Below are 26,805 nucleotides of genomic sequence, written 5' to 3'. Positions count from 1 at the left end.
CCTCACTCGGTACGCAGCCCGTCCGGCCGGGTGAGCCGCCAGAGCACCGGCAGGCTCAGCCCGGTGACCAGCAGCACGGTCGCCGCGCCGAGGGCCACCGACAGCCCGACCACCGGCCAGGCGACGGTCACCGGGGCCTGGACCATCCGCAGCAGGGCCGCGCCGAGCCCCAGGCCGAAGGCGACCGCCAGGCCCAGCCCGACGAGCACCGGCACGGCGGTCTGCCAGAGCACCGACCAGCCGAGCGTGGCGCGGCGGGTGCCGACGGCCACCAGCATGGCCAGCAGCCGGCGGCGCTCCCGCAGCTGTTCCAGGGTCCCGACGAGCATGCTCACCGCGATCAGCAGCAGGGTGACCACCGCGCCGAGGTAGAGCCCACGCCGCACGTCGGTGAAGCGCGGGTCCTCGGTGGTCCGGGCGAGGACGCCGACGTACGCCGTCGGGTCGACCGTGGCGACGGTGTTCCGGACGTGCTCGAGGGCGTCCGGTTCGGCGGGGTCGAGTCGCACGAAGGCGTCGCCGCGCAGCGGGCCGAGTGACGCCGCGCGGGCCGCGCCGGGCGTGAGCAGTACCCCACCGTGCGGCCAGCCGGCGGGGTCGGGCCGGGCCGGAGCCGGCCGGGCGGCGGCCGGTATCCGCCACCCTGCCGTGCCGTCCAGGCTCAACGCGGTGCCGGCCGCGACCGTGCCGGTGCCGCGCTCGGGGGCCGGGACCAGGAACACATCGCCGTCGGCGCACCGGTCGAGCCGGGCGAACTCGGCCAGCGCGGTGCAGTCACCGATCCGCAGTTCGGTGGGGACGCGCTCCGGCTCGCCCGCGACGGCAACGGTGACCAGGGTGCCGATCACGCCGCTGACGCCGGTGGTGTCGCCGAGTCGGCGCAGCGCCCCGGCGGCGTCCGGGCCTGCGGCGAACTGCACCTGCACCTGCGCCCGGGAGGTGTCCTGGCGGGTGTCGGTGGTGAACTCGCCGGACACCCCGGCGAAGAGCATCTGCAGGCCGATGGTGCCCGCCACCGCCACCGCGATGCCGTTGACCAGCCGGGCCGAGGTGGCCGCATCCAGCTGCATCCGCCGTACCGCGAGCTGCCAGGCCACCGGGCCGCCACGCAGCCGGCGGACCAGCAGCTCGGTCACCCAGGGCAGCAGCGTGACCGTGCCGACGAGCAGCAGCACCGCGCCGGCCGGCACCTGCCACCGGGTCACCTCTCCACCGCCGGAGCGGATCCCGGTGAGCGGCAGCAGCAGGGCCAGCCCGGCGGCGGGCAACAGCAGCCGCCACCAGAGCCGGCGGCGTGTCGCCTCGCCCCGGCGGGTCACCCCGAGCGGCTCGACCACCACCGCCCGCAGCGCCACCATCGCCACCAGCACGGCGAGCGCCGGTACGGCGACGACCACGGCCGCCACCAGCGGCAGGGGCGGGTGGACGTCGCCGGCGTACACGCTGAGGTCCATGAGGGCGACCAGCGGGACGAGCTGGCGGCCGGCGGCGAAGAGCAGGCCGCCGACGGCGACCCCGAGCAGCGCGCCGGCGGCCGCCTCGCCGGCGGCGATCCGCCGGACCATCGCGGCGTCCGCGCCGACCAGGCGCAGCGCGGCCAGCCGCCGGTCGCGGCGTTCGCCGCCGAAGCGCACGGCCGCGCCGAGGAAGACGGCGATGGGCAGCAGCAGGACGACGAAGATGACGGACACCAGCAGCATCAGCACCGGGCCGAAGCCCTCGCCGGGCAGCCCGCCACCGTAGGCGTCGAGCCGGGTGGCGCCGAGGTCGGCGCGGAGCCGGTCGCTGCCGGCGTAGAAGGCGTACTCGGTCGGGCCGGCGAGCCCCTGCTCGGTGATCGTGCCGGTGACCCGGGCCCCGGCCAGGCGGGGGGCGAACAGCGCGCCGTCGGGAGAGTCGAGCAGGTCGCGCAGCGCGGGGGAGACCACCACCTCGCCCGGCGCGGGCAGCTTGGCCAGCCCCGGCGGGACGGGCGCCTCGGGCCCCTCTGGTCGGACCAGCCGGCCGCGCACCGGGCGCCCCCGGAACTCGGTGTCCACTGTGGCCACCAGCAGCGTGTTCGGGCCTGCGGCGAGCTGCTGGCCGATCCGCAGGTCGTCGCGGGCGTCGCCGCGCGCCCGGCGGTCGTCCAGTGCACCGGGTACGGCGGCGGCGAGCAGCAGCAGCGCCACGCCGATGCCCACGCCGACGGCGGTGAGCAGTGCCCGGGTCCAGCCGTCCCGCCCACCGGTGACCGCCATCCGGGCCCCCATCGCGAGGTCGGCCGTCGCGCCCCGGACGCGTCGCAGCGGGCTCACGCGACCGACTCCAGGTCGCGGGTACGACCGTCGCGCACCACCACCTCGCGGTCCGAGTACGCGGCCACCCGCGCCTCGTGCGTCACCAGCACCACCGCCGCGCCGGTCTCCCGGGCGGCGCCGGTGAGCAGCCGCATCACCCGCTCGCCGTTGAGCGAGTCCAGCGCCCCGGTCGGCTCGTCGGCGAAGATCACCCGGGGGGTGGTGACCAGGGCCCGGGCCACCGCGACCCGCTGGCCCTGACCGCCGGAGACCTCGCCGGGGCGCTTGCCCGCGACGTCGGCCACCTCCAGCCGGGTCAGCCACTCGGTGGCCCGTCGCTCCGCCTCCGGGCGGCCCAGGCGGGCCAGCCGCAGCGGCAGCGCGACGTTCTCCAGGCAGGTCAGTTCCGGCACCAGTTGGCCGAACTGGAACACGAACCCGAACGCCTCCCGGCGCAGCGCGCTGCGCGCGGTGTCGGAGAGCGTGGCCAGGTCCCGGCCGTCGAACCGGACCCGCCCGCCGTCGGGGCGGACGATGCCGGCGAGGCAGTGCAGCAGGGTGACTTGCCGGAGCCGGACGAGCCCATCACCGCCACCACCTCGCCCGGGTCGACCCGCAGCGACGCGCCGGCCAGCGCGACGGTGGCGCCGAAGCTGCGGTGCAGGTCCTCGGCCACCAGCAGCGGGGTGGCGACGGACGCCGTGCCGCCGTTCATCGCCGCACCGCCGCTCATCGCCGCACCGTCGCGGTCAGCTCGTCGAGGCGGGCGGCGGTCAGCTCCAGCCAGCGCAGGTCGGCCTCCAGGTGGAACAGCGCGTGGTCGCAGATCAGCTGCTCGGCGAGGTCGCCGTCGCGCTTGCGGCGGGTCAGCTCCCGCATCAGCCGCAGGTGTTCGGCGCGTTGGACGTCCAGCAGGTCGGCGGCGTCGCGCCCGGTGAGCAGGGCGAGCACCACCTTCGTGTAGAGGGTGCTCTGGAGGTAGGGCTCGGGCTTCTCCGGAGTGGAGAGCCACCGCCGGACGTCGGTGACGCCCGCGTGGGTGATCGCGTACCGCTTGCGGTCGGGGCCCTCGCCGGGCTCGACCGCCTCGACCTCGACCAGGCCGCCGCGCAGCAGCCGGGACAGGGTGGCGTAGACCTGGCCGTAGGCCAGCGGACGGGCGTGGCCGAAACGTTCGTCGTAGAGGCGTTTGATGTCGTAGCCGTGCCGGGGGCTGGCTTCGAGGAGGCCGAGGAAAGTCTGACCGATGGACACGCGGACGACTATACACACCGTGTATACGCGCGGTGTGTACACGGGGTGTCTATCGGTTCACGACGAGGACCCGGGCCGCAACGTCGGTCAGTCGGGGCGGCGTGCGGCGAGGGTGCGGGCGGCGGCCCGGCCGATCGCGTCGAAGGTCTCCACGGCGGCCGCCACCGCCTCGGCGCGCTGCTCGGGGTGCCACCGGTGGTCGGCGACCGCGGCGCGGAAGGCCGCCCAGTCGCCCTCCGGGTCCCGCCCTGCACGGCGGAAGAAGCGGGTCGCGCCCGGGCCGAGGCGGCGGTCCACCACGGGCGCGATGATCCGGCCCCCCAGCGCGCTGCCGAGCAGCACGTACCGGCCGCCGACCGCGCGGGCGAGGGTGTCGAAGCGGGGCGCCGCGCCGTCGGTCGCCGGGTCGCCGCCGGCGGGCGGGGTGTCGCCGGAGGCGGCGAGTTCCCGCAGGTCGGCGCGGATCAGGTCGGCGGCGGCGCCGAGCCGGTCGGCCAGGCCCAGCGGACGCCAGTCGACGGCGGCGAGGGCGTCCTCCACCGGCTGCCAGCCGGCCAGCATCCCGGCCAGCGTGGCCGCGAGGTCGGCGCGCGACCGGACCCGCCCGGGCAGGCCGAGGACGCGCTCCACCTCATGATGCTGGCGGCGGGTCCCGGGGCGCAGGGCGGCGAGCAGGTCGGGCTCCGGCGGCGGTGGCATCGGGGCAGTATGCCCGGCTCGGACTGATCCATCACCTGGCCCGGGGCCCGCCGTGACATCGGTCGCGCGGGGACCGGAAATGTGACGCCGTCCGACCGATTGACCGCGACATTGATACATGTCAGTGTTTCATTCCCGGCGTGACCGCCGCGACCCCACCCCCGGGCCGCGGGCGCCCCGTCCACCCCGTCCACCCCCACCGGCGGGACGTGGTGACGCCGGGCGTACGCCCCGTCGACCCCCACGAGGAGCCCCCATGAAGCCCAGACCCCCGACCACGGGCATCGCGCTCGCCGCCTTCGCCGCGGTGACGCTGACCCTGGCCGCGCAACCGGCCTCGGCCACCACCACGGCCCGACCGGGCACCGCGGCCGTCGCCCCCGTCGCCGCGCTCGCCGCCCCGGACATCTCGATCACCAACGTCCAGGCACACCTGACCCAGCTCAACACCATCGCCACCAACAACGGCGGCACCCGGCGGGCCGGCTCGGCCGGCTACACCGCCTCGGTCAGCTACGTGAAGTCCAAGCTCCAGGCCGCCGGCTACACGGTCAGCGAGCAATACTGCTCCACCTGCACCTACCCCGGGAACAACCTGATCGCCGAGTGGCCGCAGGGCCCCACCGACCAGGTCGTCATGTTCGGCGCGCACCTGGACAGCGTCTCCGCCGGACCGGGCATCAACGACAACGGCTCCGGCTCCGCCACCCTGCTGGAGAACGCCCTGGTGCTCGCCGCGCAGAACCCGACCATGAGCAAGCGGGTCCGGTTCGCCTGGTGGAACGGCGAGGAGCAGGGCCTGCAGGGCTCGAAGTACTACGTCAGCCAGCTCAGCACCACCCAGAAGGGCTACCTCAAGGGCTACTACAACTTCGACATGGTCGCCTCGCCCAACGGCGGCTACTTCATCAACCGGGTCACCTCCACCACGGCCGCGCCGCTGAAGGCGTACTGGGACTCGTTCGGCCTCCAGCCGGAGGAGAACGTCGAGGGGCAGGGCCGCTCGGACGACTACTCGTTCCAGAACGCCGGCATCCCCACCTCCGGCTACGCGGCCGGCGCCAGCGCCACCAAGACCTCGGCCCAGGCCAGCAAGTGGGGCGGCACCGCCGGGGCGCCGTACGACTCCTGCTACCACCGCTCCTGCGACACCACCAGCAACATCAACGCGACCATCCTCAACCGCAGCGCGGACGGCGTCGCGTACGCGATCTGGCAGCTCGCGGTCGGTGGCACCCCCACCAACGACTTCTCCGTCGCGGTGAGCCCGACCTCCGGCAGCCTCGCCCGCGGCGCCTCCACCACCGCGACGGTCAGCACCGCCACCACCAGCGGCAGCGCGCAGACCGTGGCGCTGTCGGCCAGCGGGGCGCCCAGCGGCGTCACCGTGTCGTTCAGCCCGTCGTCGGTGACCTCCGGGAACTCGGCCACGATGACCGTCAGCGCCTCGTCGACGGCCACCACCGGCACCTTCACCATCACGGTGACCGGCACCGGCTCGGCCACCCGGACCGCCACGTACAGCCTGACGGTGACCGGTACCGGCGGCTGCGCCGGTGGCCAGGTGATCGGCAACAGCAGCTTCGAGTCCGGCACCGCCCCGTGGACCGCCACCTCCGGCGTGATCACCAACTCGACCAGCCAGGCCGCCCGGACCGGTGCGTACAAGGCGTGGCTGGACGGCTACGGCAGCACCCACACCGACACGCTCTCCCAGTCGGTGACCGTGCCGGCCGGCTGCTCGACCTACACCCTCGCCTTCTACCTGCACATCGACACCGCCGAGTCGGGCAGCACCGTCTACGACAGGCTGACCGTCCAGCTCGGCACCACCACCCTGGCGACGTACTCGAACGTCAACGCCGCCAGCGGGTACGTGCTGCGCTCGTTCAACGCCGGCGCGTACGCCGGGCAGACCGTCACCCTGAAGTTCACCGGCACCGAGGACGCGTCCCTGCAGACCAGCTTCGTCATCGACGACGTGACCCTGCAGGCGAGCTGATCCGCCGGGGCGGGGTGAGCGACCGCCCACCCCGCCCCGGGCGCGTCAACCTGACGTACCGGCGGGCCGGACCGTCACGACGGTAAATGTCGTACCCGGGTCGCAGCATGTCGGCATGGCTGCCCCCGCGCTGACCCACCACAGTGGGCGACCCCGTTCCGTGCCGCTGCGCGAGCTGCGCACCCGGCTGACCCCGCTGATCGCGATGGCCGAGCTGACCGACACGGTCACCCTGGTCACCCGCGACGGCGACACCCGTCCGGTCGCGGCGATCGTGCCGGCGACCGCGGCCCGCACCGCGGCCCAGGCCCGCGCCGACGCCGAGCGGCTGGCCGCCGTCACGGCGGGCTGGGCCCGCCGGCTGGAGGAGTCGCACCGGCAGGGCGCCCGCCGGCACGCGGCCGAGCTGCGGGCCGTCACCGACGCGCTCGCCGAGGTCTGGGCCGAGCTGGACCGCCGAGTCCCGCCGGGCAGCGACCGGGAGCTCGACCGGCTGCGCGCCGTCCACGCCGACCTGCTGCGCGACTGACCCGTCGGCCGTCCGGGATCGGTCCGGTCAAGCCGCGAGGATCGGCTCGGTCAGGCCCATGGGACCAGCTCGGTCAGGCAGTGGGGATCGGCTCGGTCAGGCCGTGAAGTGCGGGTTCCCGGCGGTCAGTCGCAGCGTGCAACCGTCCGTGCCCCGCTGCATCGACACGTGGCTGCAGGACTGGTGGGTGATCCAGAGTCCCAGCCCGCCGGCCGTCGCGCCGCGCACCGGCAGCATCCCGGCGAACGGATCGCTCGGCCCGCTGCCCCGGTCGCTCACCGTCACCACGATCCGGTCCGCCCCGGTCCAGAGCCGGAACCACACCGGCGGCAGCCCGTGGCGCTCGGCGTTGGTCACCGTCTCGCTCACCGCGACAGCCAGGTCGTCGAGGTCGTCCACGGGCAGCCGGTCGGCGCCGGCGAGGTGGACGGCCTGTCGGGCCTGCGCCGGCGTCGGGTCCACCAGCTCCACCGCCGGGCTGGTGTGCTGCAACGGGTCGAGGACCATCGGCCGGTCCTCCCGCAGGTAGTCGACGGGCGGGAGGTAGTCCGCGTTCGGCACGTGCCGGCCGTCCGGCCTGGCGGTCCGTGGATGGGTGCGGACGACGTCGGCCAGCGCGGCGGACGGCGTGACCCGGGTGTCGTAGCCGCACATGCTCCACAGCGGGAAGTCGTCGTACGCGTGGTTGATCGCCGACTCGTAGCGGGCCCACCAGTCCCAGGTCGGCCCGAACAGCACGGGTTGCAGCTCACCGATGATCCGGATCTGGGTCGCCCCCGCCGCCACGTGGTCGGCCAGCAGCTGCCGGTACGACCGGATCGCCGTCGCCGGCCGCGCGTACACGTCGCCGCCGGGCAGGAAGGTGACGCCGGAGTTCCGGGGCATCGCGGCGCGCACCAGGTCGGCGTTCCGGTCGCCGAAAGCCACCATCGTCGGCTCGCCGGCGGCGACCCCGCCGGTGAGGAAGGGCAACACGACGGCGAGCAGCTCCTCGTCCGAGCCGTAGAGGACCGCCTCGTGGTAGTAGCCGTGGTGGTCGGCGGCGGCACCGGTCCTCATCGGATCGTCTCCACCCTGATCCGGTGCAGCCCCAGCAGCTCGACCAGCCGGGCGACGGGGCCCAGCGTGGTGCGCAGCAGCACGGTCGTGCCGCGCCGCTCGGCGTGCCGGTGCAGGTGCACCAGGCTGCGGTAGTCCACGAAGCGCAGCCCGTCGCCGTCGAGCACCAGTTCGGTGCCGCCCGGTTCGGGGTCGACCCGGCGCAGCGTGGTGGCGAAGAGCTCCTGGTTCGAGGTGTCGAGTTCGCCGGTGAGGACGAGGCGCCCGTCGACCTGTTCGGCGGCGTGCAGATGGAACAGCGTGCTGCCCGCGTCGGCCGCCGGGTGCACGCTGGCCAGCTCCTCGACCGCCCGGTCGTCGAGCAGCCGCCGGTCGTACGCGCAGGCCGCCGACATCGGCCGGCCGCGCATGAACCGGTCGACCAGGTGCTCGTACCGCGTGAACGTCTCGCGTTGCGCGGCGGTGCGGACCAGCGGGGAGGCCTCGGCGACCACCCGCAGCCCGGTGTGTCCGTCGGCCAGCGCCGCGTCCGTCATCGCGGCGTACGCCGCGACCTGGGCCGTCGGGTCGACCGTGCCGTCGCCGTAGGTGTCGGTGATCGACACCACCTCGGCCGCGCCGGTACGCAGCGCCGCACGGAGCCGCGGATCGGCGCTCCACCGCCGCACCACGTCCCCGGCCGGCTCCGCGCTGGCGTATTGCGCCCGCTCGCCGGCGGCGAGCCCGGCGAGGAGGTACTCCCGGGCGCGGGCGTCGAGGGTGGCCGGATCGTCGTAGCTCCAGCAGACGTGACCGGACGGCCCTTTGGGCCGAGACCGGCTGGTCACGTTGCTGTCCTCATGCCGGCAGTCTACCCGGGCGGGCCGGCGCCGCCCGGCGGCGCGGGACCACGGCCGGGACCTGCGCGGTCTACCGTGACGCCATGCCGATCACCCGCCGTCGCGCGCTGACCTGGTTGGGCGCGGCGGCCGGGGTGACGGCCGCGTCCGCCGGCGGGATCGGGCTGGTCGGGGCGGGCGTGCTGCCCGGCCGGTCGGTGCTCGACCACGCCCTCGGCCGGTGCGACGCGTCCCGCCCGTCGGACGGGCTGCGCGGCACGCCGCAGGCGGCGGTCACCGGCCGCTTCCGCTCCGTGGCGCGCCGCCGGGAGGTCGGCTTCGCGCTCTCCTACCCGCCCGGGTACGCCCCGGGCGCCCGGTTGCCGGTCTGCCTGGCCCTGCACGGGTACGCCAGCGACGCCGCCGCCGCGGTCGGCAACGGGGACTATCCGGCGTTCCTGGCCGGGGCGGTCGCCACCGGTGCGCCGCCCTTCGTGCTGGCCGCGGTGGACGGTGGGGACGGGTACTGGCATCCGCACGCCGACGACGATCCGCTGGGCATGCTCACCGACGAGTTCGTGCCGCTGCTGGCGGCGAGGGGGCTGTGGACCGACCGGCTCGCGGTGGCCGGCTGGTCGATGGGCGGCTACGGTGCGCTCCTGGCCGGGCTGACCCATCCGGACCGGTTCCGACTGGTGGTGGCCACCTCCCCGGCGATCTTCCACTCCTATGAGGACGCCCGCGCGGTGAACGCCGGCGCGTACGACTCGGCGGCGGAGTGGGACCGCTACGACATCTCCGGCCGCACCGCCGAGCTGGCCCGGTTGCCACTGCGGGTGGCTATCGGCGCCGCCGACCCGTTCACCCCGGCCGTCCGCGCGGTCCGGGACCGGCTGCCCGACCCGGGGCTGGTGCAGATCTCCACCGGCTGCCACGACGGCCGGTTCTGGGTGTCGGTCGCGCCTCAGCAGGTGCGCGCGATCAGCTTTGCGCTGGCCGACTGACCGATGCCGGTGGGCCCGTCGTCGCCGGCGCCGGCTCGGGCTGACGCGGCGGCGCGGCGGTGGGTCGGCGCATGGTGCGCCACGGCCCGCCCAGCAGCGGGGTGAGCACCACCAGCAGGTAGCAGGCGCCGACCGTGACCAGGGTACCGGTGGTGCCGTACCGGTCGGCGGCCAGGCCGGCGCCGAGCGCGCCGAGCGGCATGGCCGCCCAGCAGCCCGCACCGATCACCCCGTAGACGCGGGCCCGCATGTGGGCAGGCACCCGTTCCAGCTCGACGGCCCCGATCAGCGGGTTGATCGCGCCGGCGGCGAAGCCGGCCACCGCGAAGACCGCGACGACCACGGGGAGCGGGGGAGCGGCGGCCAGCGCCCAGAACGGGGGCCCGCCGGCGACGGCGAACGCGGTGACGAGGGTGGCCCGGCGGGGCAGCCGGTGGCCGACCGCGCTGAACAGCAGCGACCCGACCAGCGCCCCGCCGCCCATCGCCCCGACCAGCAGGCCGAACGCCGCCGGTCCGCCGAGTTCCCGGTCGGCGACCACCGGCAGCAGCACGTTGCTCTTGGCCGCGTCGAAGCAGTTGGTGACCAGGATCAGCAGCACCATGGCGCGCAGCAGCGGCTCCCGGGTCAGGAAGCGCAGCCCAGCGGCGAGGTCCCGCCAGTAGCCGGCGGACTCCTCGACGGCGGCGTCGGCGGGGCGCAGGCTCCGGGGCACCAGCAGCGCGACGGCCAGCGCGGAGACCGCGAAGGTGGCGGCGTCCACGGCGAGCACGGGCAGCGCACCGATCGCGGCGACCAGCAGCCCGGCCACGGGCGCGCCGAGCAGCCGGGCGCCGCGCTCGGTGGCCTCGAACCAGCCGATCGCCCGCTCGATGGGGATCCCCGCCGCGCTCGCGGCCTCGGGGAGCAGGGCGGTGCGCGCGGTCTGCCCGGGGGTGTCGAGCAGGCCGCTGGCGAAGACCAGGCCCAGCAGCGCCCAGAACGGCAGGCCGACGGTGGCGTCGAGCAGCGGTACGGCGGCGACCGTGCCACAGGAGATCAGGTCCGCCAGGACGCTGGACCGGCGGTAGCCGATCCGGTCGACGAGTACCCCACCGAGCGCGCCGCCGAGGACGACCGGCGCGGTGGCGAAGGCGCCGGTCAGGCCGGTCGCCGCCGGGGAGCCGGTCTCGGCGAGGACATAGAGCGGCAGCGCGATGAGGGTGAGCATGTTGCCGGTCAGCGAGACGGCGTGCCCGACGAGCAGACCGGTCAACGGCCCCCGGCGGCGGGGTCCGGGGGTCATCGCGGGTCCCGGAAGGCGTGGTACATCAGCGTGACGGTACGGGCGTCGGGCCGGGCGGGGTCGCTGCGGGCCTGCCAGCGCGCCGTCAGCGCTTCCAGGTCGGCCCGCAGTTCGACCAGCTCGTCGCTGGTCAGGTGCAGCCAGGAGTCGCTGCTGGTGGTGCCGCGTACCCATTCGGGTTCGAGGGTGGACTCGGCATCGAGGTAGCCGCGCAGCCGGTCCACGTACCGCTCGAGGACGGCCCGCCTCAGCAGGTCGGAGGCGGCCCGGCGTTCGGGGTCGGCGAAGACATCCATCAGCTCCCACTCGGTGCGCTCGTGGGCGGCGCGCCACCATCGTTCGCGGCGGCTGCGGGCCAACTCGGGGGCCTCCCGGACGAAGCCGTGCTCGGCGAGCCGGCCCAGGTGGTAGCTGACCGAGCCGACGGCCTCGTCGACGACGTCGCTGAGCATCCCGACGGTCTGCGGGCCGCGCCGCCGCAACTCACCGAGCAGGCGCAGCCGGGTGGGGTGGGCCAGCGCGCGCATCGCCCGGGGATCGGTGAGGTGCAGCGTCGTCGGTTCCTCCGTCATGCGCGTCACGCTACACGTACAAGAAACGTCGTACAAGACTTCTTGTGGTCGCCGGGAATGCGGGCGGCGTACCGGTGGGGTGACAATCCAGCGGTGACGCGAAACCCAGGTGGGGCGGTCCGCCACATCGCCACCCCGGCACCGGTCGTCCGGCACCGCGGGCGCGTCGCGGACGGGCTCCGGTGACCGCTACCGTCGCGCTGGGGTTCGCCGTCGCCGCCGCCGTCGGCTACGGGGTCGGCTCGGTCCTCCAGGCCGTCGGCGCCCGGCGCGGCCGCAGCACCCTGCGCGCCCTCGGCCACCCCCTGTACCTCGCCGGGCTGGCCTGCGACACGCTGGCGTTCCTCGCCTCGCTGGTCGCCCTGCGACGGTTGCCGGTCTACGAGGTCCAGTCGGTCACGGCCGGCTCCCTGGCGGTCACCGCCGTGCTGGCGCGGATCGTCCTGGCGGCCCGGCTGCGTCGCCGCGACACCGCCGCCATCGCGGCGACCGTCGCCGCCCTGGTGGTCATCTCCCTCTCGGCGGGCGCCGAGCGGGCGGTCGTCCCGTCCGTGGCGTTGGCCACGGGGCTGGCTGCCGCGGCGGTGGTGACCACCGTGGCCGGCGTGGTGGCGGCGCGCCGGGCGTCGCCCGTGCTCAGCGCGGCACTCGCCGGCGCCGCCTGGGCCGTCACCGCACTCTGCGCCCGGGCCCTCGTGCTGCCGGCGGACCCGCTGGGCCGGCCGCTGGCGGCGGTCTGGGAACTGGCCCTGGACCCGATCCTCTGGGGCCTGCTGGTGTCGGGGGTGGCGGGGACGCTGCTCTACGCCCACTCCCTGCGGTACGGGCAGGTCGGGCCGGTCACCGCCGTGCTCTGGGCGGTCGAGGTGGTCGCCCCCTCGGTCGCCGGCGTCCTCCTGCTCGGCGACGGCGTCCGCGCCGGTTGGCTGCCGTGGGTGGTGGCGGCGCTCCTGGTGACGGTGGTCGCCGCGGTCGTCCTCGCCACCGCGCCCGCGACGGTCAGCACGGCGGCGGGGACGTGACGTCAACCGCCGCCAGCGGCGCGCCGGTCAGGCCGGACGACCGGGACGGCGGCCCTTCAGGCGGCGGCCCAGCTCGCGGGCGATCTCCCGGTTGGCGTCCCGCTCGGCGAGCACCTGGCGCTTGTCGTACGACCTGCGGCCCCGGGCCAGGGCGATCTCGACCTTCGCCCAGCCGTTGCTGAAGTACATCGACAGCGGCACCAGGGTCACCCCGCCGTCGCGCAGCTTCTCCAGGATCCGGTCGATCTCCACCCGGCGCAGCAGCAGCTTGCGGGTCCGCCGGGGCTGGTGGTTGGTCCAGGTGCCGTAGCCGTACTCGGCGATGTGCAGGCCGTACAGCATGATCTCGCCGTCGCGCTCCTGGGCGAACGCGTCGACCAGCGACACCCGTCCCTCGCGCAGCGACTTGACCTCGGTGCCGGCCAGCACGATCCCCGCCTCGTACGTCTTGAGGACGGTGTAGTCGTGGCGGGCCTTCTTGTTGGCGGCGACCAGCTTCCGCTCGGTGTCCCGCGACACGACCAGCACCCCTTCCGGACGACTTGTTACCCCGGTGCACCCTATCCGGGCGGCGGTTTCGCCGGCGGCGACGCCCGCGTACGACGGCCCTCCCCGCCCTGATGCGGTTCTCGATCAACCAGGGGTGCCCGTGACGTCGCCGGGGTGGCAGACTCCTCCCATGCCGCAGCCGCACATCATTCCGCCCGAGACGGCCGACTGGACCTTCGTCATCGAGGACGGGTGCGCGGAGTGCGGGTTCTCCCCGCAGGACGTGGCGACCACCGGCGACCGCCTCCGGGGCACCGTCCCGGTCTGGCGGGAGGCGCTCGCCCGCGCCGACGCGGCCCGGCGTCCCGAGCCCACCGTCTGGTCCCCGGTCGAGTACGCCTGCCACGTCCGGGACACCTGCCGGATCTTCCGGGGCCGGTTGGAGCTGATGCTCGGCCAGGACGACCCGGTCTTCCCGAACTGGGACCAGGACGCCACCGCCGTCGAGGACGACTACTTCCACCAGGCGCCGGCGGAGGTGGCCGACCAGTTGGCCGTCGAGGCGGCGGCGACCGCGGCGGCCTTCGACGCGGTCCGCACGGAGCAGTGGGACCGGCCCGGCCGGCGCAGCAACGGCTCGGTCTTCACGGTACGGACCTTCGCGGTCTACTTCCTGCACGACGTCGCCCACCACGTGCACGACATCCGCCGTCCCCGGCCGGAGCGCTGACGCCGGCCGGCCGCGTGGCACGCCGGCCGGCGCCGCCGGGGTCCGGCGGGCGGCCGGACGGGTGGGTCCGCCGGCGACGCCGACGGACTCCGTCGAGGCTCAGACCCGGCACTGCCAGGAGTACGCCTCCCGGAAGCTGACGAATCGTTCCACCGTCGCGTACCCGAAGGTGGTCTCCCCGCAGGCCGCGAGCACGTCGACGTCGGAGTAGGTCGGCCCGCTGCGGCGGTAGGAGACGCACCGCCAGTCGTAGCCGGTCGGACCGACCAGCGCGGCGTCGGAGTGCCCGGTGGCCGCGGCAGGCCGCGTCGAACGCCAGGTCGGTCCAGCGCCCGTCGGCGGTGGCGTGCGGCGGGGCGGCGCGGGTCAGCGGTCGCACGGCCACACGCCGCGGAAGCTTCCGGTGAGGTCGCGGACGGTCTGCACGGTGCCGGCGGCGGCAACGGTGAGCCGCCGGTTGTCGATGTCGAAGCAGCCGGCGTCGCTGTCGGTGTAGTCCTGCTCGACGTGGGCCCAGTCGCCGAGGGTGTACTTGTATCGAGTACACCGCGCGGTTCCGCGACGACCTCGCCGGCCGGCCGTGGGAACGGGCGATCCTGGCCGGCTTCGCCGAGACGGTCCTCGCCGCCGGCGGCGGGCCGGTGCTCGACGTCGGCTGCGGCCCCGGCCGGATCACCGGCCACCTGCGCGACCTCGGCCTCGACGTCGCCGGCCTCGACCTGTCGCCGGGCATGGTCGCGCAGGCCCGGGCCGCCCACCCCGACCTGCGGTTCAGCGAGGGATCCATGCTGGACCTCGACCTGCCCGACGGCGCGCTGGCCGGCCTGGTCGCCTGGTACTCGGTCATCCACGTCCCGGACGAGCTGCTGCCCCGGGTCCTCGCCGGCTTCCGCCGGGTGCTCGCCCTCGGCGGAAACGCGCTGCTGGCCTTCCAGGTCGGCGACGAGGCCGTACACCGCACCGACGCCTGGGGCGAGCCGGTCTCGCTCGTCTTTCACCGGCGCCGCCCCGAGCGGGTCGCCGAGCTGCTGACCGAGGCCGGGCTGGAGGTACGCGCGACGATGTGGCGGGCGCCGGACGAGCTGCTCGGCCGCCCCGAACCCACCCCGCAGGCGTACCTGATGGTCCGGCGGCCGGCCGACGACCGGGTGTGACGGGCCGGCCACGGATGCTCGTATCCTGTCCCGCGGAACGTGACGTACGCATGAGGAGGTTGGTGTGAGCGGTCGGACCGAGACGCTGGAGTTCCAGGCGGAGACGCGCCAGCTGCTGCAGCTGATGGTGCACTCCATCTACTCGCACAAGGACGTCTTCCTGCGCGAGCTGATCTCCAACGCCTCCGACGCGCTGGACAAGCTGCGGCTGGAGTCGCTGGTCGACAAGGACCTCGACGTCGACACCTCGGACCTGCACATCGAGCTCGACGTCGACGCCGAGGCGCGGACGCTGACCGTCCGGGACAACGGCATCGGCATGTCCCGCGACGACGTCGTCTCGCTGATCGGCACCATCGCCCGCTCCGGCACCGCCGAGCTGCTGCGTCGGCTGAAGGAGTCCAAGGAGGCGGCCAGCCAGGACCTGATCGGCCAGTTCGGGGTCGGCTTCTACTCGACGTTCATGGTCGCCGACCGGGTCACCCTGCTGACCCGCCGCGCCGGTCAGGCCGAGGGCACCCGGTGGGAGTCCACCGGCGAGGGCACGTACGTCGTCGAGACGGTCGACGACGCCCCCCAGGGCACCGCGGTGACCGTGCACCTCAAGCCGGCCGACGACGAGGACAACCTCTTCGACTACACCGACCGGGCGAAGATCCGCGAGATCGTCAAGCGGTACTCCGACTTCATCGCCTGGCCGATCCGTACCACCGTCCCCGGAGCCGACGGCGCCGAGCCGACGGTCGAGACGCTCAACTCGATGAAGGCGCTCTGGGCGCGGCCCCGCGACGAGGTGGCCGCGGAGGAGTACCGCGACTTCTACCGGCACGTCGCCCACGACTGGACCGACCCGCTGGAGACCATCCACATGCGGGGCGAGGGCGTCTTCGAGTACGAGGCGTTGCTCTTCATCCCCGCGCACGCCCCCTTCGACCTCTTCATGGCCGACGGCCGGCGCGGGGTGCAGCTCTACGTCAAGCGCGTCTTCGTGATGGACGACTGCGCCGCGCTGATGCCGAACTACCTGCGCTTCGTCAAGGGCGTGGTGGACGCGCACGACCTGTCGCTGAACATCTCCCGGGAGATCCTGCAGCAGGACCGGCAGATCCAGATCGTCCGCCGGCGGCTGGTCCGCAAGGTCCTCGCCACCGTGAAGGAGCTGCGCACCGCGCACGCCGAGCGCTACCGGACCTTCTGGGCGGAGTTCGGCCGGGTGGTCAAGGAGGGGCTGCTGGAGGACCCGGACAACACCGAGGCGATCCTCGACGTCGTCTCCGTCGCGTCCACCCACGACCCCGCCGAGCTGACCACCCTGCACGACTACGTCGCGCGGATGAAGGAGGGCCAGAGCGAGATCTACTACGCCACCGGGGAGACCCGGGCGACGCTGGAGAACTCGCCGCACATGGAGGCGTTCCGGGCCCGGGGGTACGAGGTCCTGCTCCTCACCGACCCGGTCGACGAGGTCTGGGTGGAGCGGGTCGGCCAGTTCGACGGCCGGCCGCTGCGCTCCATCGCCAAGGGCCAGGTCGACCTCGACGCCGCGGCGGAGGGTGCCGACACCGCCGAGCGGGAGCAGCGCGCCAAGGAGTACGCCGCCCTGCTCACCTTCCTCGGCGAGGCGCTCGCCGACAGCGTCAAGGAGGTCCGGCTCTCCTCCCGGCTGACCACCTCACCGGCCTGCGTCGTCGGCGACGCCCACGACATCACCCCGACGCTGGAGAAGATGTACCGCGCGATGGGTCAGGAGCTGCCGCAGGTCAAGCGGATCCTGGAGCTCAACCCGACCCACCCGCTCGTCACCGGGCTGCGCGCCGCGCACGAGCGGGGCGACGACAGCGCGGCGCTGACCGAGACCGCCGAGCTGCTGTACGGCATGGCGCTGCTGGCCGAGGGCGGCGACCTGGCCGACCCGGCCCGGTTCGCCCGGGTCCTCGCCGACCGGCTGGCCCGCGCCCTCTGACGCGACGGCCCCGACCGGGCGTCCGCCCGGTCGGGGCCGCGCTCAAAAGCTCACCCGGGCGCCCATCGCGGCGCCGGGCGGGCTGGTGTCGGTCGGCGGCGCCGCCGTCCTGCTGTCCGGAAACGGTCAGTCCGAGGCCCACGCCGGACGGTGTCGGTGGCGGCCGGGCGGCAGAATGCGGTCATGCGGGGGGTGACGGGGCGAGGGGCGGCCGTGGCCGCGGGAACACTGCTCGCGGCGGCGCTGCTCGCCGGCTGCGGCTGGGCCGAGGTAGATGACGCGGAGACGCTGGCCCGGCGGGAGGCGCGCGGGCGACTGGACGAGCTGACCGCCGCGATCGAGCGGGGGCGACTCTGGGAGGTCGACGAGTTCGGCCGAGCCGTGCAGGGGCGTCCGGAGCTGGAGCTGATGGCGCTGGACGGCACCGACCGGGCCGGCGGTGTGTCGATGGTGGTGCGTACGCACGGCGAGGCCACCACGACCGACTGGTCCGGGTCGGACAGCGGGCACGCCGAGGTGACGCTCTGCTACCGGCTGGCGTACCGGGCCGAGGGGATGGAGCCGGTGACCGAGGTGGACTGCCCGAGGACCCCACCGGTGACCCCTCGGCCGGCCGCCACGCTTCCGCCCGACCTCACCGAGCGGCTGCGCCGGGAACTGCCCACCGGGTCTGCGGCGACCGAGGCGTCCGTCGGCGCGTACCTCGACCGGCTCCGCCTCGACCCCCGGGTCCGCCGGGACGTCGCGTCGTACGGCGGCAGCGTGGGGCTGGCGCTGCGCGCGGACCGGCGGGGTAGCTGCCTGTTGGCCAGAGTGGTGGGTGACCGGGTGGAGGTCTGGAGTCCCAGCCGGGTGCAGCTCCAGCCGGGGGAGCTCACCTGCTCGGGGCGGACGGCAGCCGCCGGTCAGGGCCAGCGCTCGCCGCACTGAGCAGGGCATTGTCCGACCTCGTGGCGATGGCGCAAGTGGAGAGAGCCGGCCCTCGCCTGACCGGGTGAAGAACTTCACAAGAAGTGGGCAAATCGCCGAAACGCCTCCTAACGTCGATCCGGTCCGCCTTCGCGGACACCACGGTCGGTAACGCCTAATCCATGCCGCCGACGGTGGGACCTTGTCAGCTGGGCATGGAGCGGGGGACCCACACGTTCCTCGGTGCACGTCACCTCGGGGTGAAGCCGCCTGCGGCGGCCGGGCTCCTCGGCCCGAACCCGACAGCTCACCTCGTCGGCGTGGAGGAGCACAGATGTCAACTGCACACACCGCCCGTCACCGACGGGTCAGCTCGCGCCGCGTCGCCGTCGGCACGCTCGCCGTCGGCGCCGTCACCGGCGTCGCCGCGGTCCTGGCGCCGGCCGCCCCGGCGAGCGCCGCCAGCGTCAACTGGGACGCGATCGCCCAGTGCGAGTCCGGCGGCAACTGGCACATCAACACCGGCAACGGCTACTACGGTGGCCTGCAGTTCTCGGCGGGCACCTGGTCCGGCTACGGCGGCAAGAAGTACGCCTCCCGCGCCGACCTGGCCAGCCGGGGCGAGCAGATCGCGATCGCGGAGAAGGTGCTCGACGGTCAGGGCATCGGCGCCTGGCCGGTGTGCGGCAAGAAGGGCGGCTCGACGAAGAGCTACTCCACCTCGGAGAAGTCGTCGTCGCGCAAGTCCGAGCGGTCGGAGAAGTCCGAGCGGCGCACCGAGCGGGCGACCACGAAGTCGGAGCGGTCGTCCGACCAGCGGCGCAGCAGCCGCAGCGAGCGGCGTAGCGCCCCGGCGTCCAGCGGGGACAGGTACGTGGTGCGCGCGGGTGACACCCTGTCGGAGATCGCCGACGCGAAGGACCTCGCCGGTGGCTGGCAGGCGCTGTACGAGCGCAACAAGCGCGTCGTCGGCGCCGACCCGGGCCTGATCTTCCCGGGTCAGCAGCTCAGCCTCTGACGCCCGTCCCTCCCCGAGGGCGCACCACCGCGCGAACGACGACGCCCGGCCGGATCCACCCGGCCGGGCGTCGTCGCGTGCGGCGACCCCCTGGACGGGCGGCATGCCGGCTACTGGGCGACCACCCGCCCGGCGGCGGATAGGGTTGACCCTGGTGTGCCGGGAAGTCTGGTCGGCGATGGATGACGCGACCCCTGCCGACGAGGAGTTTCCGTGACCGACGCCGACCGGCGCCGTGCCAACCTGTTCGCCCGCCGCTCCTGGGGCGAGACCAGCCGCATCTCCGCCATTCTCCGCAAGGAGACCGTCGGTGGGGCACTGCTGCTCGCCGGTGCGCTGCTCGCCCTGGTCTGGTCGAACTCCCCCTGGTCCGACGGATACCAGTCGGTGCGGGACCTCCGGGTCGGCCCGGCGGCCCTGCACCTCGACCTGACCCTCGCCACCTGGGCCGCGGACGGTCTGCTGGCGACCTTCTTCTTCGTCGCCGGGTTGGAGCTCAAGCGCGAGTTCGTCGCCGGTGATCTCCGTGATCCCCGCCGGGCGGCGGTGCCGGTGGCGGCCGCGGTCGGCGGGGTGGCCGTACCCGCGCTGCTGTTCACCCTGATCGCGGCGGGCGCCGGGGGCGGCGCCGCGAAGGGGTGGGCCATCCCGACCGCGACGGACATCGCCTTCGCCCTCGCCGTGCTGGCCGTGGTCGGCCGGTTCCTGCCCTCGGCGCTGCGCACCTTCCTGCTCACCCTGGCCGTCGTGGACGACCTGCTGGCGATCGTCATCATCGCCATCTTCTACACCTCGGGCCTGTCGGTCGCGCCGCTGCTGGCCGCGCTCGTCCCGCTGGCCGTGTTCGCCCTGCTGGTGCAGCGCCGGGTGCGGTCCTGGTGGCTGCTGCTGCCGCTGGCGGCGGTCACCTGGGTGCTGGTGCACGAGTCGGGGGTGCACGCCACCGTCGCGGGCGTCCTGCTCGCGTTCACCGTCCCGGTGATCCGCAGCGAGGCGGCCGGCGGCCCGGACGCCGGGCCGGGGCTCGCCGAGCACTTCGAGCACCGGTTCCGACCGCTCTCCGCCGGCGTCGCGGTGCCGATCTTCGCGTTCCTCTCCGCCGGGGTGACCATCGGGGGGCTGGCCGGCCTGGCGACCGCGCTCACCGACCGGGTGGCGGTCGGCATCGTGGTCGGCCTGATCGTCGGTAAGCCGGTCGGCATCATGGTCGCCACCTGGCTGGTGTCCCGCTTCACCCGGGCCGACCTCGACGAGGGCCTGAACTGGCTGGACGTGCTCGGGCTCGCGCTGCTCGGCGGGATCGGCTTCACCGTCTCCCTGCTCATCGGTGAGCTGGCCTTCGGCCTGGGCAGCGAGCGCGACGACCACGTGAAGGTGGCGGTGCTCGCCGGTTCGCTGCTCTCCGCGCTCCTCGCTACCGTGATCCTCCGCGCCCGCACCCGGGTCTACCGCCGAGTGCACGAGGCCGAGACGATCGACCGCGACCAGGACGGCGTACCGGACGTCTACCAGCCGCACCCGGACCGGCCCGACGGTCACTGACCGGAACGACGGCCGGCCAGCCGCCCCACGCGGCGTACTGCGGGCGTCGGCGGCCGGGCGTCGACGGCTGTCCCGCTAGCTGCCGCGTCGGGCGATCCGCACGCCGAGCGCCACCGCCCCGATGACGAGCAGGCCGCCCAGCAGCTGGAGGCCCGGCGAGTCGTCGGCCTCCCCGTACACGATGCCGGCGACGCCGACCGCGACGGCGAGGATGGCGAGAACGGCGAGGAGGTACGTCGCCGGTGATCCCCGCTTCATTCCTCGACCCACTCGAGCAGGTCACCGGGCTGGCAGCCGAGCACCCGGCACATGGCTTCCAGGGTGCTGAACCGAACAGCTTTCGCGCGACCGTTCTTCAGTACCGCCACGTTCGCCGGCGTGAGCCCGACCCGCTCGGCGAACTCGCCCACACTCATCTTGCGTTTGGCCAGCTCGACGTCGATGCGTACGACGATGGGCATCAGATCACCGCTTCCATGTCGGTGCGCAGGGTGGTGGCCTGCCGCAGCAGCGCCCGCATCACCACCATCAACAGCCCGAGCACGGCGACACCGATCAGCATCAGGAACAGCAGGAGCGGCAGCCCGGGGTCGTCGGCACGGAAGCCGATGTAGAGGAACACGCCCAGGAGCACCACCCACGCGGCCGCGATGGCCCACACGATCGCGTCCACCCAGCCCAGCGAAGCCTGGGTGAAGATGCGGTCCTTCTTGACCAGCGTGAGCAGCTTCCAGGTGGAGACGATCACCACCTGCACGCAGAGCACCCAGAACACCGACACGGCGGTCAACGGCCACCTCAGGTACGCGAGGTCCGGGGACTCCTCGGCCATGTACCTGAACTGCCCGGGTAGCGAGAAGGTCTGGAACATGACCAGGATCCCGAACAGCAGCACGAGGAAAACTCTGAGCGGGCCTACCGCTCGATGCTCGGTTAACATGCATCGAGTCTCGCTCGCAACCTATCGAATGTCAATCGGTCCGGCCGCCATGTGCCGTGCCGGCTACGACGACGAGCGCGACCCCGCCGGGTACGCCCGGGTCTCGGCCGCCTTCACCGCCGCCCACACCGGCTGCCCGGGCGCCAGCCGGAGTTGTGCCGCCGCGGCGGGGGTGACGTCGGCGGCGGCGGTGACCGGGCCGGTGAGCTGGACCCGCAGGTTGTCGCCGTGCCGCTGGACCCCGGTGACCGTGGCCGGCCAGGTGTTGCGCGGGCTGCCCTCGGGGCGGTGCGGGTGCAGGGCCACGGCGGTGGGCGGGAAGACCACGAAGGCGTCCCCGTCGAGCCGGTCGGCGGTGGCGACGGCGAACCCGTCGGCGAGGTGCACCACGGTCCCGTCGGCGCGCCCCCGGTAGAGGTTCAACCCGACCAGCCGGGCCACGTAGTCGGTGCGCGGGCGGGCGGTGACCTCCGCCGCGTCGCCCTCCTGCACCACCCGGCCGTTCTCCACGATGACCAGCCGGTCGGCCAGCGCCAGGGCGTCCAGCGGGTCGTGGGTGACCAGTAGGGCCGCGCCGGTGTGGTCGGCCAGGTGCCGGTGCAGCTGGGCGCGGGTGTCCAGCCGGGTCCGGGCGTCCAGCGCCGCGAGCGGCTCGTCGAGCAGGAGCAGAGCCGGGCGTACGGCGAGCGCCCGGGCGAGGGCGACCCGTTGGGCCTGCCCGCCGGAGAGCTGCCGGGGCCGGTGCCGGGCGTGTGCCGCCAGGCCGACCCGGTCCAGCCACCCGGCGGCCCGGTCCCGCGCGGCCCGCCGGTCCAGACCCTGCCGGCGGGGCCCGAACGCCACGTTGTCCAGCGCGGTGAGGTGCGGGAAGAGCAGGTAGTCCTGGAAGACCACGCCGACGGGGCGGCGCTCCGGCGGCACCCACGCCCGCCGGTCCGGCCGGTCCAGGTCCACCGCGTCGAGGCGGACGTGCCCGGCGGTGAGCGGCTGCAACCCGGCGAGCGCCCGCAGGGCGGTGGTCTTGCCCGCGCCGTTCGGGCCGAGCAGCGCGACCACCTCGCCGGCGCCGACCTCCAGCCGCACGTCGAGCCGGAAGCCGCCCCGGTCGACCACCAGGTGCGCGTCGAGCAACGGGCCGGTCACGGGCTGGTGATCCAGCGGTCGCGCAGCCCGGCGAGGATCGCGACCGACACGGTGAGCAGGATCAGGCTGAGCACGATGGCGGCGTCCACGTCGGTCTCCAGCGCCAGGTAGACGGCGAGCGGCATGGTCTGGGTGCGCCCGGGATAGTTGCCGGCGAAGGTGATGGTGGCGCCGAACTCGCCGAGCGCCCGGGCCCAGCAGAGCATCGCGCCGGCGGCCACGCCGGGTGCGACCAGCGGCAGCGTGACATGGGTGAAGGTGGTCCAGCGGCCGGCGCCGAGGGTGGCCGCGGCCTCCTCGTACCGGCTGTCGGCGCCGCGCAACGCCCCCTCCACCGCGATGATCAGGAAGGGCATCGCGACGAACGCCTCGGCGAGCACCACCCCGGTGGTGGTGAACGGCAGGGTGACGCCGAAGGTGGCGTCCAGCCAGCCGCCGAGCGCCCCGTTGCGGCCGAACACCAGCAGCAGCGCCACACCACCGACCACCGGCGGCAGCACCAGCGGCACGGTGACCAGGGCGCGGACCACCCGCCGGCCGGGGAACTCCACCCGGGCCAGCAGCCAGGCCAGGGGTACGCCGAGCGCCAGGCAGAGCAGCGTGGCGAGGGTGGCGCACTGCAGCGAGAGCCGCAGTGCGGTCAGCACGCCCGGCGCGGCGAGCCGCTGGGGGAGTGCGGCCCACGGGGCGCGCAGCAGCAGCCCGGCCAGCGGCAGTACCAGGAAGAGCAGCCCGAGGGCGGCCGGCACGAGCAGCGCGACCGGCACCCGGCGCCCCGGTACCCGGCGGGGTCGGGTCGCGGCTGCCGGCGGTGCGGCGGTGTCGTCGACGGGGAGCACGGCTACGGGGCCTGGAAGCCGGCGTCGGTGAGCACCGTGCGGCCCTGCGCGGACAGCACCAGGGCGACGAAGGCGCGCGCGCCGGCCGGATTGGGGGCGTCGGCCAGTACGACGATCCGGTAGTCGTTGACCGCACCCGCGGACTCGGGGAACTCCACCCCGTCCACGTCGCTGGCGGCGGCCCGGGCGTCGGTGCGGTAGACCAGCGCGGCGTCGACCTCGCCGAGCCGCAGCTTGGCCAGCGCCCCCCTGACGTCCTGCTCCAGCGTCACCGGCGTGAGGTCGACCTGTGCGGCGTCGAGGGCCTTGCGGGCGGCCGCGCCGCACGGCACCTGCTCGGCGCAGACCGCGACCTTCACCCCCGGCCGGGCCAGGTCGGCCAGCGCGGCGATCCGCTGCGGGTTGCCCTTCGGCACCGCGATCACCAACCGGTTGCGGGCGAAGGTGGTCGGACTGCCGTCGCCGTTGCCGGCGTCGGTCACGGTGGCCATGTTCTTCGGTGCGGCGGCGGCGAACACGTCGGCGGGGGCACCCTGGTTGATCTGGTTGGCCAGGGCGGAGCTGCCGGCGAAGTTGACGGTCACCGTCGTCCCCGGGTGTGCTGCCTCGAACCGCTCGCCGAGCCGGGTGAACGACTCGGTCAGCGAGGCCGCCGCGAACACCGTCACGGTCCCGGTCACCCGGTCGGTGCCGCCGCCGGGCGCGGGGGCGGCGGTGTCGTCGCCGCAGCCGGCGACGCCCGCCACGGCCAGGGCGACGACGGCGGCCAGGACGGCGCGGATCCTCACGGGCTGGTCCTCCCCTTGGCGCCGCCGGGGGGAGCGGGCCGCTCCACCACGACGGTGGTCGACTTGATCACGGCCACGGCGACGGAGCCGACGCGCAGGTCCAGCTCGTCGACGGCCTCCCGGCTCATCAGCGAGACGATCCGGAACGGCCCGGCCTGGATGTCGACCTGTGCCATCACCGTGTCCCGCGTGACCGCGGTGACGATGCCCCGCAGCCGGTTGCGGGCCGACGAGAACTCCGTCCCGCCGTCCGGCGCGGCGGCCTGGGCCCGGACGAAGCCGGCCAGGTCGCCGCCGTCGATCAGCCGGTGACCGTGCTCGTCGCGGCTGGCGGGCAGCCGCCCGGCGTCGACCCAGCGCCGCACGGTGTCGGTGCTGACGCCCAGCAGTTCGGCCGCCTCGCTGATCCGGAACACGGTCACCCGGTCAGGGTAGTGCCTTGCATCCGCGAGGGTAAAGGCGGCGGATGGCTCGCGTACCAGAGGAGAGGCGACCATGGAGGGCCGCAACTGCGGTGGAGAAGCGAGCGGCCGGCCGTCGCGGACGCGACGACCGGCCATTGCCGGTGCTGGAAGGGATCAGCTCAGGGTGAGCGCGGTGTCGTCCACCACGAACGAGGTCTGCAGCGAGCTGTCCTCCACCCCGCTGAACGAGATGGAGGCGGTGGTGCCGGCCAGCGAGGAGACGTCGAACGACTTCAGCACGTAGCCGCTGGCGGCGTTGACGTTCGAGTACGTCGCCAGGGTGGTGCCGCCGGCCTTGACGGTCAGCTTGTCGTACGCGGTGCTGCCCGACTCGGCCGTGTCGATGTGCAGGTAGAAGGAGAGCGTGGCCCGGCAACCGGCCGGGATGCTCACCGACTGCGACAGGGTGTCGGTGTGGGTCGAGCCGTACCCGTCCATCCACGCCTTGTACGAACCGCCGTGCGCGGCCTGGCTGGTCGAGTTGGTGATGACGCCCGAGGTCGCGGACCAGCTCACGTTGCCGGACTCGAAGCCGGGGTTGGCCAGCTTCTGGCCGGAGCAGCCCGTCGGCGGCGCGGTGGTCGTCGTGGTCGGGGTCGGCGTGCTGCTGGTGCAGGTCGGGTCACCGGTCTGGGCCGGGACGCTGACCGCGTTCCAGGCCGCCTTGACGGTGTTGAACTCGGTGCAGCTGGTCGGGTACAGGTTCTTGGCGGCCTGTAGCGTCCAGGTGCGGTACTTCAGGTACGACGACGACGAGGTCTTCATCAGCATCGCGTTGTACATGATCTTGGTGGCCTTCTGGATGCCCAGACCGGTAACGGTGCTGCTGTTGCAGGTCGAGCTGGTCGGCTGGCCGTTGGTCGGGTTGCTGCCCATGGCCAGCAGGTAGAACCAGTGGTTGCCCGGGCCGGCCGCGGCGTGCACCTCGGTGCTGGGGATGCTGCTGGAGTAGCAGTTGGGGTCGCCCAGCGCCGACGGGTTGTACATGTTGCGGATCGGGCCGGAGCCGACCAGGTTGATCTTCTCGCCGACCAGGAAGTCGGGAGCGTCGTAGGTGGACGGCTCGTTGGCGAACCACTCGGTCGCCGCGCCGAAGACGTCCGCCACGAACTCCTGGGTGCCGCTGCCGGAGATGCCGCCCGGGGTCTTGTCGTCGATGCCGTGGCCGATCTCGTGCGCCACCACGTCCATCGAGCCGATCCACTGGCCGGCGGTGTTCTTGCCGATCTGCACCTGGGTGCCGTCGTAGTAGGCGTTCTGGTCGTTCAGGCCCACCCGGATCGGCCAGTAGCCGCCGTTGCCGTCCGCGCCGTTGCGGCCCAGCCACTGCGACAGCATCTTGTGCTCGGTCTGCGCGGCGAAGAGCGCGTCGACGCAGCCGGTCTCCTTGTTGGTCCCGGTGCCGTTGCCCCAGACGTCGTCCGAGCCCGTGAACGTCGTGTTGGTGGCGGCGTCCTGGCAGCTCAGGTTGGTGGCGCTCGGGTCCTTCATGGAGTACGTGCTGCCCGACAGCGTGGTGTTGAGGGTGACCGGGCCGTTCCAGGCGCCGGTGCCGCTGCCGTGCACGATGTGCTCCTGCTTGCCGAGCACCGCGCCGGTGGTGGCGTCGACGTCGACGGTGAGCCGGCTCGGGCCCTCCGCGTCGGTGCCCCGGACGGTGGTCTCCCAGGCCAGCGCGGGCTTGGCGCCCAGGGTGTAGACGACGAGGTTGGTGCCCTCGACGGTGGTCACCGTCTTGAGCTGGGCGCGGGCCGTGTTCGCGGCGGCCGCCGAGGTCAGCTTCGGGGTGGTGGAGAGGTCGCCGATGGTCTGCTGCTGGGCGACCGAGGCGTAGGTGACCTCACCGCTCGCCTTGGTGGCAAGGACGAAGTCGCCACCGGTGACCGGCAGGCCCTTGTACGTGCGCTCGTACGGCACGTACTGGGTGCCCTCGGAGGAGATCACCGGCTGCTGGACGAACGCGTCGTTCGCGCTGGCGTGCAGGTAGGACGGACGGCTGGCGACCAGCGAGCTCGCCGCGTTGGCGGCGAGGGCGCGGGCCTGCGCCGGGTTCGGGGCGGGGCTCGGGGGCGCGGCCTGGACTGCCGCGGCGGTACCCGCGGCGATCAGGCCGGCCGCGGCCGCGCCGGAGAGCGCGACGAGGCGGGGTGAGAGCTTCAAGAGGGGCGCTCCTGTTCTCGGGCGGCGTCGCGATGCCCTGTGGGGTCGCGCGCCGATGCTGCGTCGAGGCATGCGACGTCGGGTCTTCCAGAGCTGCCGGCGCGCTCGGGGGTGGTCGACCTGCCGTCGCGCGTCGCCGGGGG

At 74.1% G+C, this 26,805-nt stretch carries 26 protein-coding genes, 1 pseudogene and 1 riboswitch; of the genes and pseudogenes, 10 read left to right on the top strand and 17 right to left on the bottom strand.

The window, feature by feature from the left end:
• Positions 1-2 precede the first annotated feature (2 nt).
• The 4 genes and pseudogenes from AC5RWQ_RS26895 to AC5RWQ_RS26880 all read right to left on the bottom strand — a co-directional run bounded on the left by AC5RWQ_RS26895 (position 3) and on the right by AC5RWQ_RS26880 (position 4,232).
• Positions 3-2,297 carry an ABC transporter permease gene (locus AC5RWQ_RS26895; RefSeq protein WP_494285425.1) on the bottom strand — a complete coding sequence of 765 codons (2,295 nt, stop codon included), beginning with the start codon at positions 2,295-2,297 and terminating at the stop codon, positions 3-5.
• A pseudogene (locus tag AC5RWQ_RS26890) lies at positions 2,294-2,994 on the bottom strand (ABC transporter ATP-binding protein). The gene AC5RWQ_RS26895 and the pseudogene AC5RWQ_RS26890 overlap by 4 nt, the downstream one beginning before the upstream one ends.
• A 14-nt stretch (positions 2,995-3,008) precedes the next feature.
• A complete protein-coding gene (locus tag AC5RWQ_RS26885) occupies positions 3,009-3,533 on the bottom strand; it encodes a PadR family transcriptional regulator (protein WP_494285424.1) in 525 nt (174 codons plus the stop codon).
• An 87-nt stretch (positions 3,534-3,620) separates the two neighbouring features.
• Positions 3,621-4,232 carry a biliverdin-producing heme oxygenase gene (locus tag AC5RWQ_RS26880; protein WP_494285423.1) on the bottom strand — a complete coding sequence of 204 codons (612 nt, stop codon included), beginning with the start codon at positions 4,230-4,232 and terminating at the stop codon, positions 3,621-3,623.
• A gap of 256 nt (positions 4,233-4,488) precedes the next feature.
• Here AC5RWQ_RS26880 and AC5RWQ_RS26875 point away from each other — a divergent pair, with 256 nt between their 5' ends.
• Positions 4,489-6,234: a M28 family metallopeptidase gene (locus tag AC5RWQ_RS26875; RefSeq protein ID WP_494285422.1), complete on the top strand. Its 1,746-nt coding sequence runs from the start codon at positions 4,489-4,491 to the stop codon at positions 6,232-6,234.
• A gap of 115 nt (positions 6,235-6,349) precedes the next feature.
• Positions 6,350-6,763 (top strand): type II toxin-antitoxin system Phd/YefM family antitoxin, encoded by a 414-nt coding sequence (locus AC5RWQ_RS26870; protein WP_494285421.1) that lies wholly within the window; start codon positions 6,350-6,352, stop codon positions 6,761-6,763.
• A gap of 96 nt (positions 6,764-6,859) precedes the next feature.
• Here the strand turns inward: AC5RWQ_RS26870 and AC5RWQ_RS26865 are convergent, their stop codons facing one another.
• Positions 6,860-7,822: an anti-sigma factor RsbA family regulatory protein gene (locus AC5RWQ_RS26865; protein ID WP_494285420.1), complete on the bottom strand. Its 963-nt coding sequence runs from the start codon at positions 7,820-7,822 to the stop codon at positions 6,860-6,862.
• Positions 7,819-8,649: an MEDS domain-containing protein gene (locus AC5RWQ_RS26860; protein WP_494285419.1), complete on the bottom strand. Its 831-nt coding sequence runs from the start codon at positions 8,647-8,649 to the stop codon at positions 7,819-7,821. The genes AC5RWQ_RS26865 and AC5RWQ_RS26860 overlap by 4 nt, the downstream gene beginning before the upstream one ends.
• A gap of 95 nt (positions 8,650-8,744) precedes the next feature.
• Between AC5RWQ_RS26860 and AC5RWQ_RS26855 the strand changes: the two genes are divergently transcribed.
• Entirely contained in the window at positions 8,745-9,644 is a 900-nt protein-coding gene (locus AC5RWQ_RS26855; protein ID WP_494285418.1) for an alpha/beta hydrolase, read from the top strand.
• Here AC5RWQ_RS26855 and AC5RWQ_RS26850 read toward each other — a convergent pair.
• Together AC5RWQ_RS26850 and AC5RWQ_RS26845 are read right to left on the bottom strand one after the other, a co-directional pair.
• On the bottom strand, positions 9,622-10,929 hold the full coding sequence (locus tag AC5RWQ_RS26850; RefSeq protein WP_494285417.1) for an MFS transporter: 1,308 nt from the start codon (positions 10,927-10,929) through the stop codon (positions 9,622-9,624). The genes AC5RWQ_RS26855 and AC5RWQ_RS26850 overlap by 23 nt on opposite strands.
• Complete coding sequence (locus tag AC5RWQ_RS26845; RefSeq protein WP_494285416.1) at positions 10,926-11,501, bottom strand: helix-turn-helix domain-containing protein; 576 nt, start codon at positions 11,499-11,501, stop codon at positions 10,926-10,928. Before AC5RWQ_RS26845 ends, AC5RWQ_RS26850 begins: the two co-directional genes overlap by 4 nt.
• A gap of 182 nt (positions 11,502-11,683) precedes the next feature.
• On the opposite strand from AC5RWQ_RS26845, the gene AC5RWQ_RS26840 reads away from it, so the two are divergent.
• Positions 11,684-12,523 (top strand): hypothetical protein, encoded by an 840-nt coding sequence (locus AC5RWQ_RS26840; RefSeq protein ID WP_494285415.1) that lies wholly within the window; start codon positions 11,684-11,686, stop codon positions 12,521-12,523.
• Positions 12,524-12,550: 27 nt separating this feature from the next.
• Here AC5RWQ_RS26840 and smpB read toward each other — a convergent pair whose 3' ends face one another.
• A complete protein-coding gene (gene smpB, locus AC5RWQ_RS26835) occupies positions 12,551-13,042 on the bottom strand; it encodes an SsrA-binding protein SmpB (RefSeq protein ID WP_494285414.1) in 492 nt (163 codons plus the stop codon).
• A 160-nt stretch (positions 13,043-13,202) separates the two neighbouring features.
• On the opposite strand from smpB, the gene AC5RWQ_RS26830 reads away from it, so the two are divergent.
• The 6 genes from AC5RWQ_RS26830 (at position 13,203) to nhaA (ending at position 20,328) form a co-directional block, all read left to right on the top strand.
• Entirely contained in the window at positions 13,203-13,742 is a 540-nt protein-coding gene (locus AC5RWQ_RS26830; protein ID WP_494285413.1) for a DinB family protein, read from the top strand.
• A 536-nt stretch (positions 13,743-14,278) separates the two neighbouring features.
• On the top strand, positions 14,279-14,896 hold the full coding sequence (locus AC5RWQ_RS26825) for a class I SAM-dependent DNA methyltransferase (protein WP_494285464.1): 618 nt from the start codon (positions 14,279-14,281) through the stop codon (positions 14,894-14,896).
• 64 nt (positions 14,897-14,960) lie between these two features.
• Entirely contained in the window at positions 14,961-16,859 is a 1,899-nt protein-coding gene (gene htpG, locus AC5RWQ_RS26820) for a molecular chaperone HtpG (protein WP_494285412.1), read from the top strand.
• A 213-nt stretch (positions 16,860-17,072) separates the two neighbouring features.
• Complete coding sequence (locus tag AC5RWQ_RS26815) at positions 17,073-17,789, top strand: hypothetical protein (RefSeq protein ID WP_494285411.1); 717 nt, start codon at positions 17,073-17,075, stop codon at positions 17,787-17,789.
• A gap of 141 nt (positions 17,790-17,930) precedes the next feature.
• Positions 17,931-18,104: riboswitch (cyclic di-AMP (ydaO/yuaA leader) on the top strand.
• Positions 18,103-18,786, top strand: coding sequence for a transglycosylase family protein (locus AC5RWQ_RS26810; protein WP_494285410.1), 684 nt, complete (start codon positions 18,103-18,105; stop codon positions 18,784-18,786). It overlaps the preceding riboswitch by 2 nt.
• A gap of 213 nt (positions 18,787-18,999) precedes the next feature.
• Positions 19,000-20,328, top strand: coding sequence for a Na+/H+ antiporter NhaA (nhaA, locus tag AC5RWQ_RS26805; RefSeq protein WP_494285409.1), 1,329 nt, complete (start codon positions 19,000-19,002; stop codon positions 20,326-20,328).
• A 75-nt stretch (positions 20,329-20,403) separates the two neighbouring features.
• On the opposite strand, the gene AC5RWQ_RS26800 is transcribed toward nhaA, so the two are convergent.
• The 8 genes from AC5RWQ_RS26800 to AC5RWQ_RS26765 form a co-directional block, all read right to left on the bottom strand.
• On the bottom strand, positions 20,404-20,586 hold the full coding sequence (locus AC5RWQ_RS26800; protein WP_494285408.1) for a hypothetical protein: 183 nt from the start codon (positions 20,584-20,586) through the stop codon (positions 20,404-20,406).
• Complete coding sequence (locus AC5RWQ_RS26795) at positions 20,583-20,789, bottom strand: helix-turn-helix domain-containing protein (RefSeq protein ID WP_107256509.1); 207 nt, start codon at positions 20,787-20,789, stop codon at positions 20,583-20,585. Before AC5RWQ_RS26795 ends, AC5RWQ_RS26800 begins: the two co-directional genes overlap by 4 nt.
• On the bottom strand, positions 20,789-21,223 hold the full coding sequence (locus AC5RWQ_RS26790) for a DUF2975 domain-containing protein (protein ID WP_334490723.1): 435 nt from the start codon (positions 21,221-21,223) through the stop codon (positions 20,789-20,791). Before AC5RWQ_RS26790 ends, AC5RWQ_RS26795 begins: the two co-directional genes overlap by 1 nt.
• 108 nt (positions 21,224-21,331) lie before the next feature.
• The gene (locus AC5RWQ_RS26785; protein ID WP_494285407.1) at positions 21,332-22,411 is read right to left on the bottom strand and encodes an ABC transporter ATP-binding protein; all 1,080 of its coding nucleotides are present in this window, start codon (positions 22,409-22,411) and stop codon (positions 21,332-21,334) included.
• Positions 22,408-23,250, bottom strand: coding sequence for a molybdate ABC transporter permease subunit (gene modB, locus AC5RWQ_RS26780; RefSeq protein ID WP_494285406.1), 843 nt, complete (start codon positions 23,248-23,250; stop codon positions 22,408-22,410). The genes AC5RWQ_RS26785 and modB overlap by 4 nt, the downstream gene beginning before the upstream one ends.
• 2 nt (positions 23,251-23,252) lie before the next feature.
• Positions 23,253-24,032, bottom strand: coding sequence for a molybdate ABC transporter substrate-binding protein (gene modA / locus AC5RWQ_RS26775; protein ID WP_494285463.1), 780 nt, complete (start codon positions 24,030-24,032; stop codon positions 23,253-23,255).
• A gap of 2 nt (positions 24,033-24,034) precedes the next feature.
• On the bottom strand, positions 24,035-24,460 hold the full coding sequence (locus AC5RWQ_RS26770; protein WP_494285405.1) for a TOBE domain-containing protein: 426 nt from the start codon (positions 24,458-24,460) through the stop codon (positions 24,035-24,037).
• A gap of 156 nt (positions 24,461-24,616) precedes the next feature.
• Complete coding sequence (locus AC5RWQ_RS26765; protein WP_494285404.1) at positions 24,617-26,662, bottom strand: M4 family metallopeptidase; 2,046 nt, start codon at positions 26,660-26,662, stop codon at positions 24,617-24,619.
• Positions 26,663-26,805 lie beyond the last annotated feature (143 nt).

Source organism: Micromonospora sp. BS32 (assembly GCF_059089345.1).
The sequence above is the reverse complement of the archived record's forward strand: the minus strand, read 5'-3'. Positions and strand labels throughout refer to the sequence as shown.

What these genes read in the sequence shown, in the direction of transcription:
- AC5RWQ_RS26880 (WP_494285423.1), bottom strand. Translation starts at nt 4,232, where the DNA reads ATGCCACCGCCGCCGGAGCCCGACCTGCTCGCCGCCCTGCGCCCCGGG.
- AC5RWQ_RS26875 (WP_494285422.1), top strand. Translation starts at nt 4,489, where the DNA reads ATGAAGCCCAGACCCCCGACCACGGGCATCGCGCTCGCCGCCTTCGCC.
- AC5RWQ_RS26870 (WP_494285421.1), top strand. Translation starts at nt 6,350, where the DNA reads ATGGCTGCCCCCGCGCTGACCCACCACAGTGGGCGACCCCGTTCCGTG.
- AC5RWQ_RS26865 (WP_494285420.1), bottom strand. Translation starts at nt 7,822, where the DNA reads ATGAGGACCGGTGCCGCCGCCGACCACCACGGCTACTACCACGAGGCG.
- AC5RWQ_RS26855 (WP_494285418.1), top strand. Translation starts at nt 8,745, where the DNA reads ATGCCGATCACCCGCCGTCGCGCGCTGACCTGGTTGGGCGCGGCGGCC.
- AC5RWQ_RS26850 (WP_494285417.1), bottom strand. Translation starts at nt 10,929, where the DNA reads ATGACCCCCGGACCCCGCCGCCGGGGGCCGTTGACCGGTCTGCTCGTC.
- AC5RWQ_RS26845 (WP_494285416.1), bottom strand. Translation starts at nt 11,501, where the DNA reads ATGACGGAGGAACCGACGACGCTGCACCTCACCGATCCCCGGGCGATG.
- AC5RWQ_RS26830 (WP_494285413.1), top strand. Translation starts at nt 13,203, where the DNA reads ATGCCGCAGCCGCACATCATTCCGCCCGAGACGGCCGACTGGACCTTC.
- AC5RWQ_RS26810 (WP_494285410.1), top strand. Translation starts at nt 18,103, where the DNA reads ATGTCAACTGCACACACCGCCCGTCACCGACGGGTCAGCTCGCGCCGC.
- AC5RWQ_RS26800 (WP_494285408.1), bottom strand. Translation starts at nt 20,586, where the DNA reads ATGAAGCGGGGATCACCGGCGACGTACCTCCTCGCCGTTCTCGCCATC.
- AC5RWQ_RS26795 (WP_107256509.1), bottom strand. Translation starts at nt 20,789, where the DNA reads ATGCCCATCGTCGTACGCATCGACGTCGAGCTGGCCAAACGCAAGATG.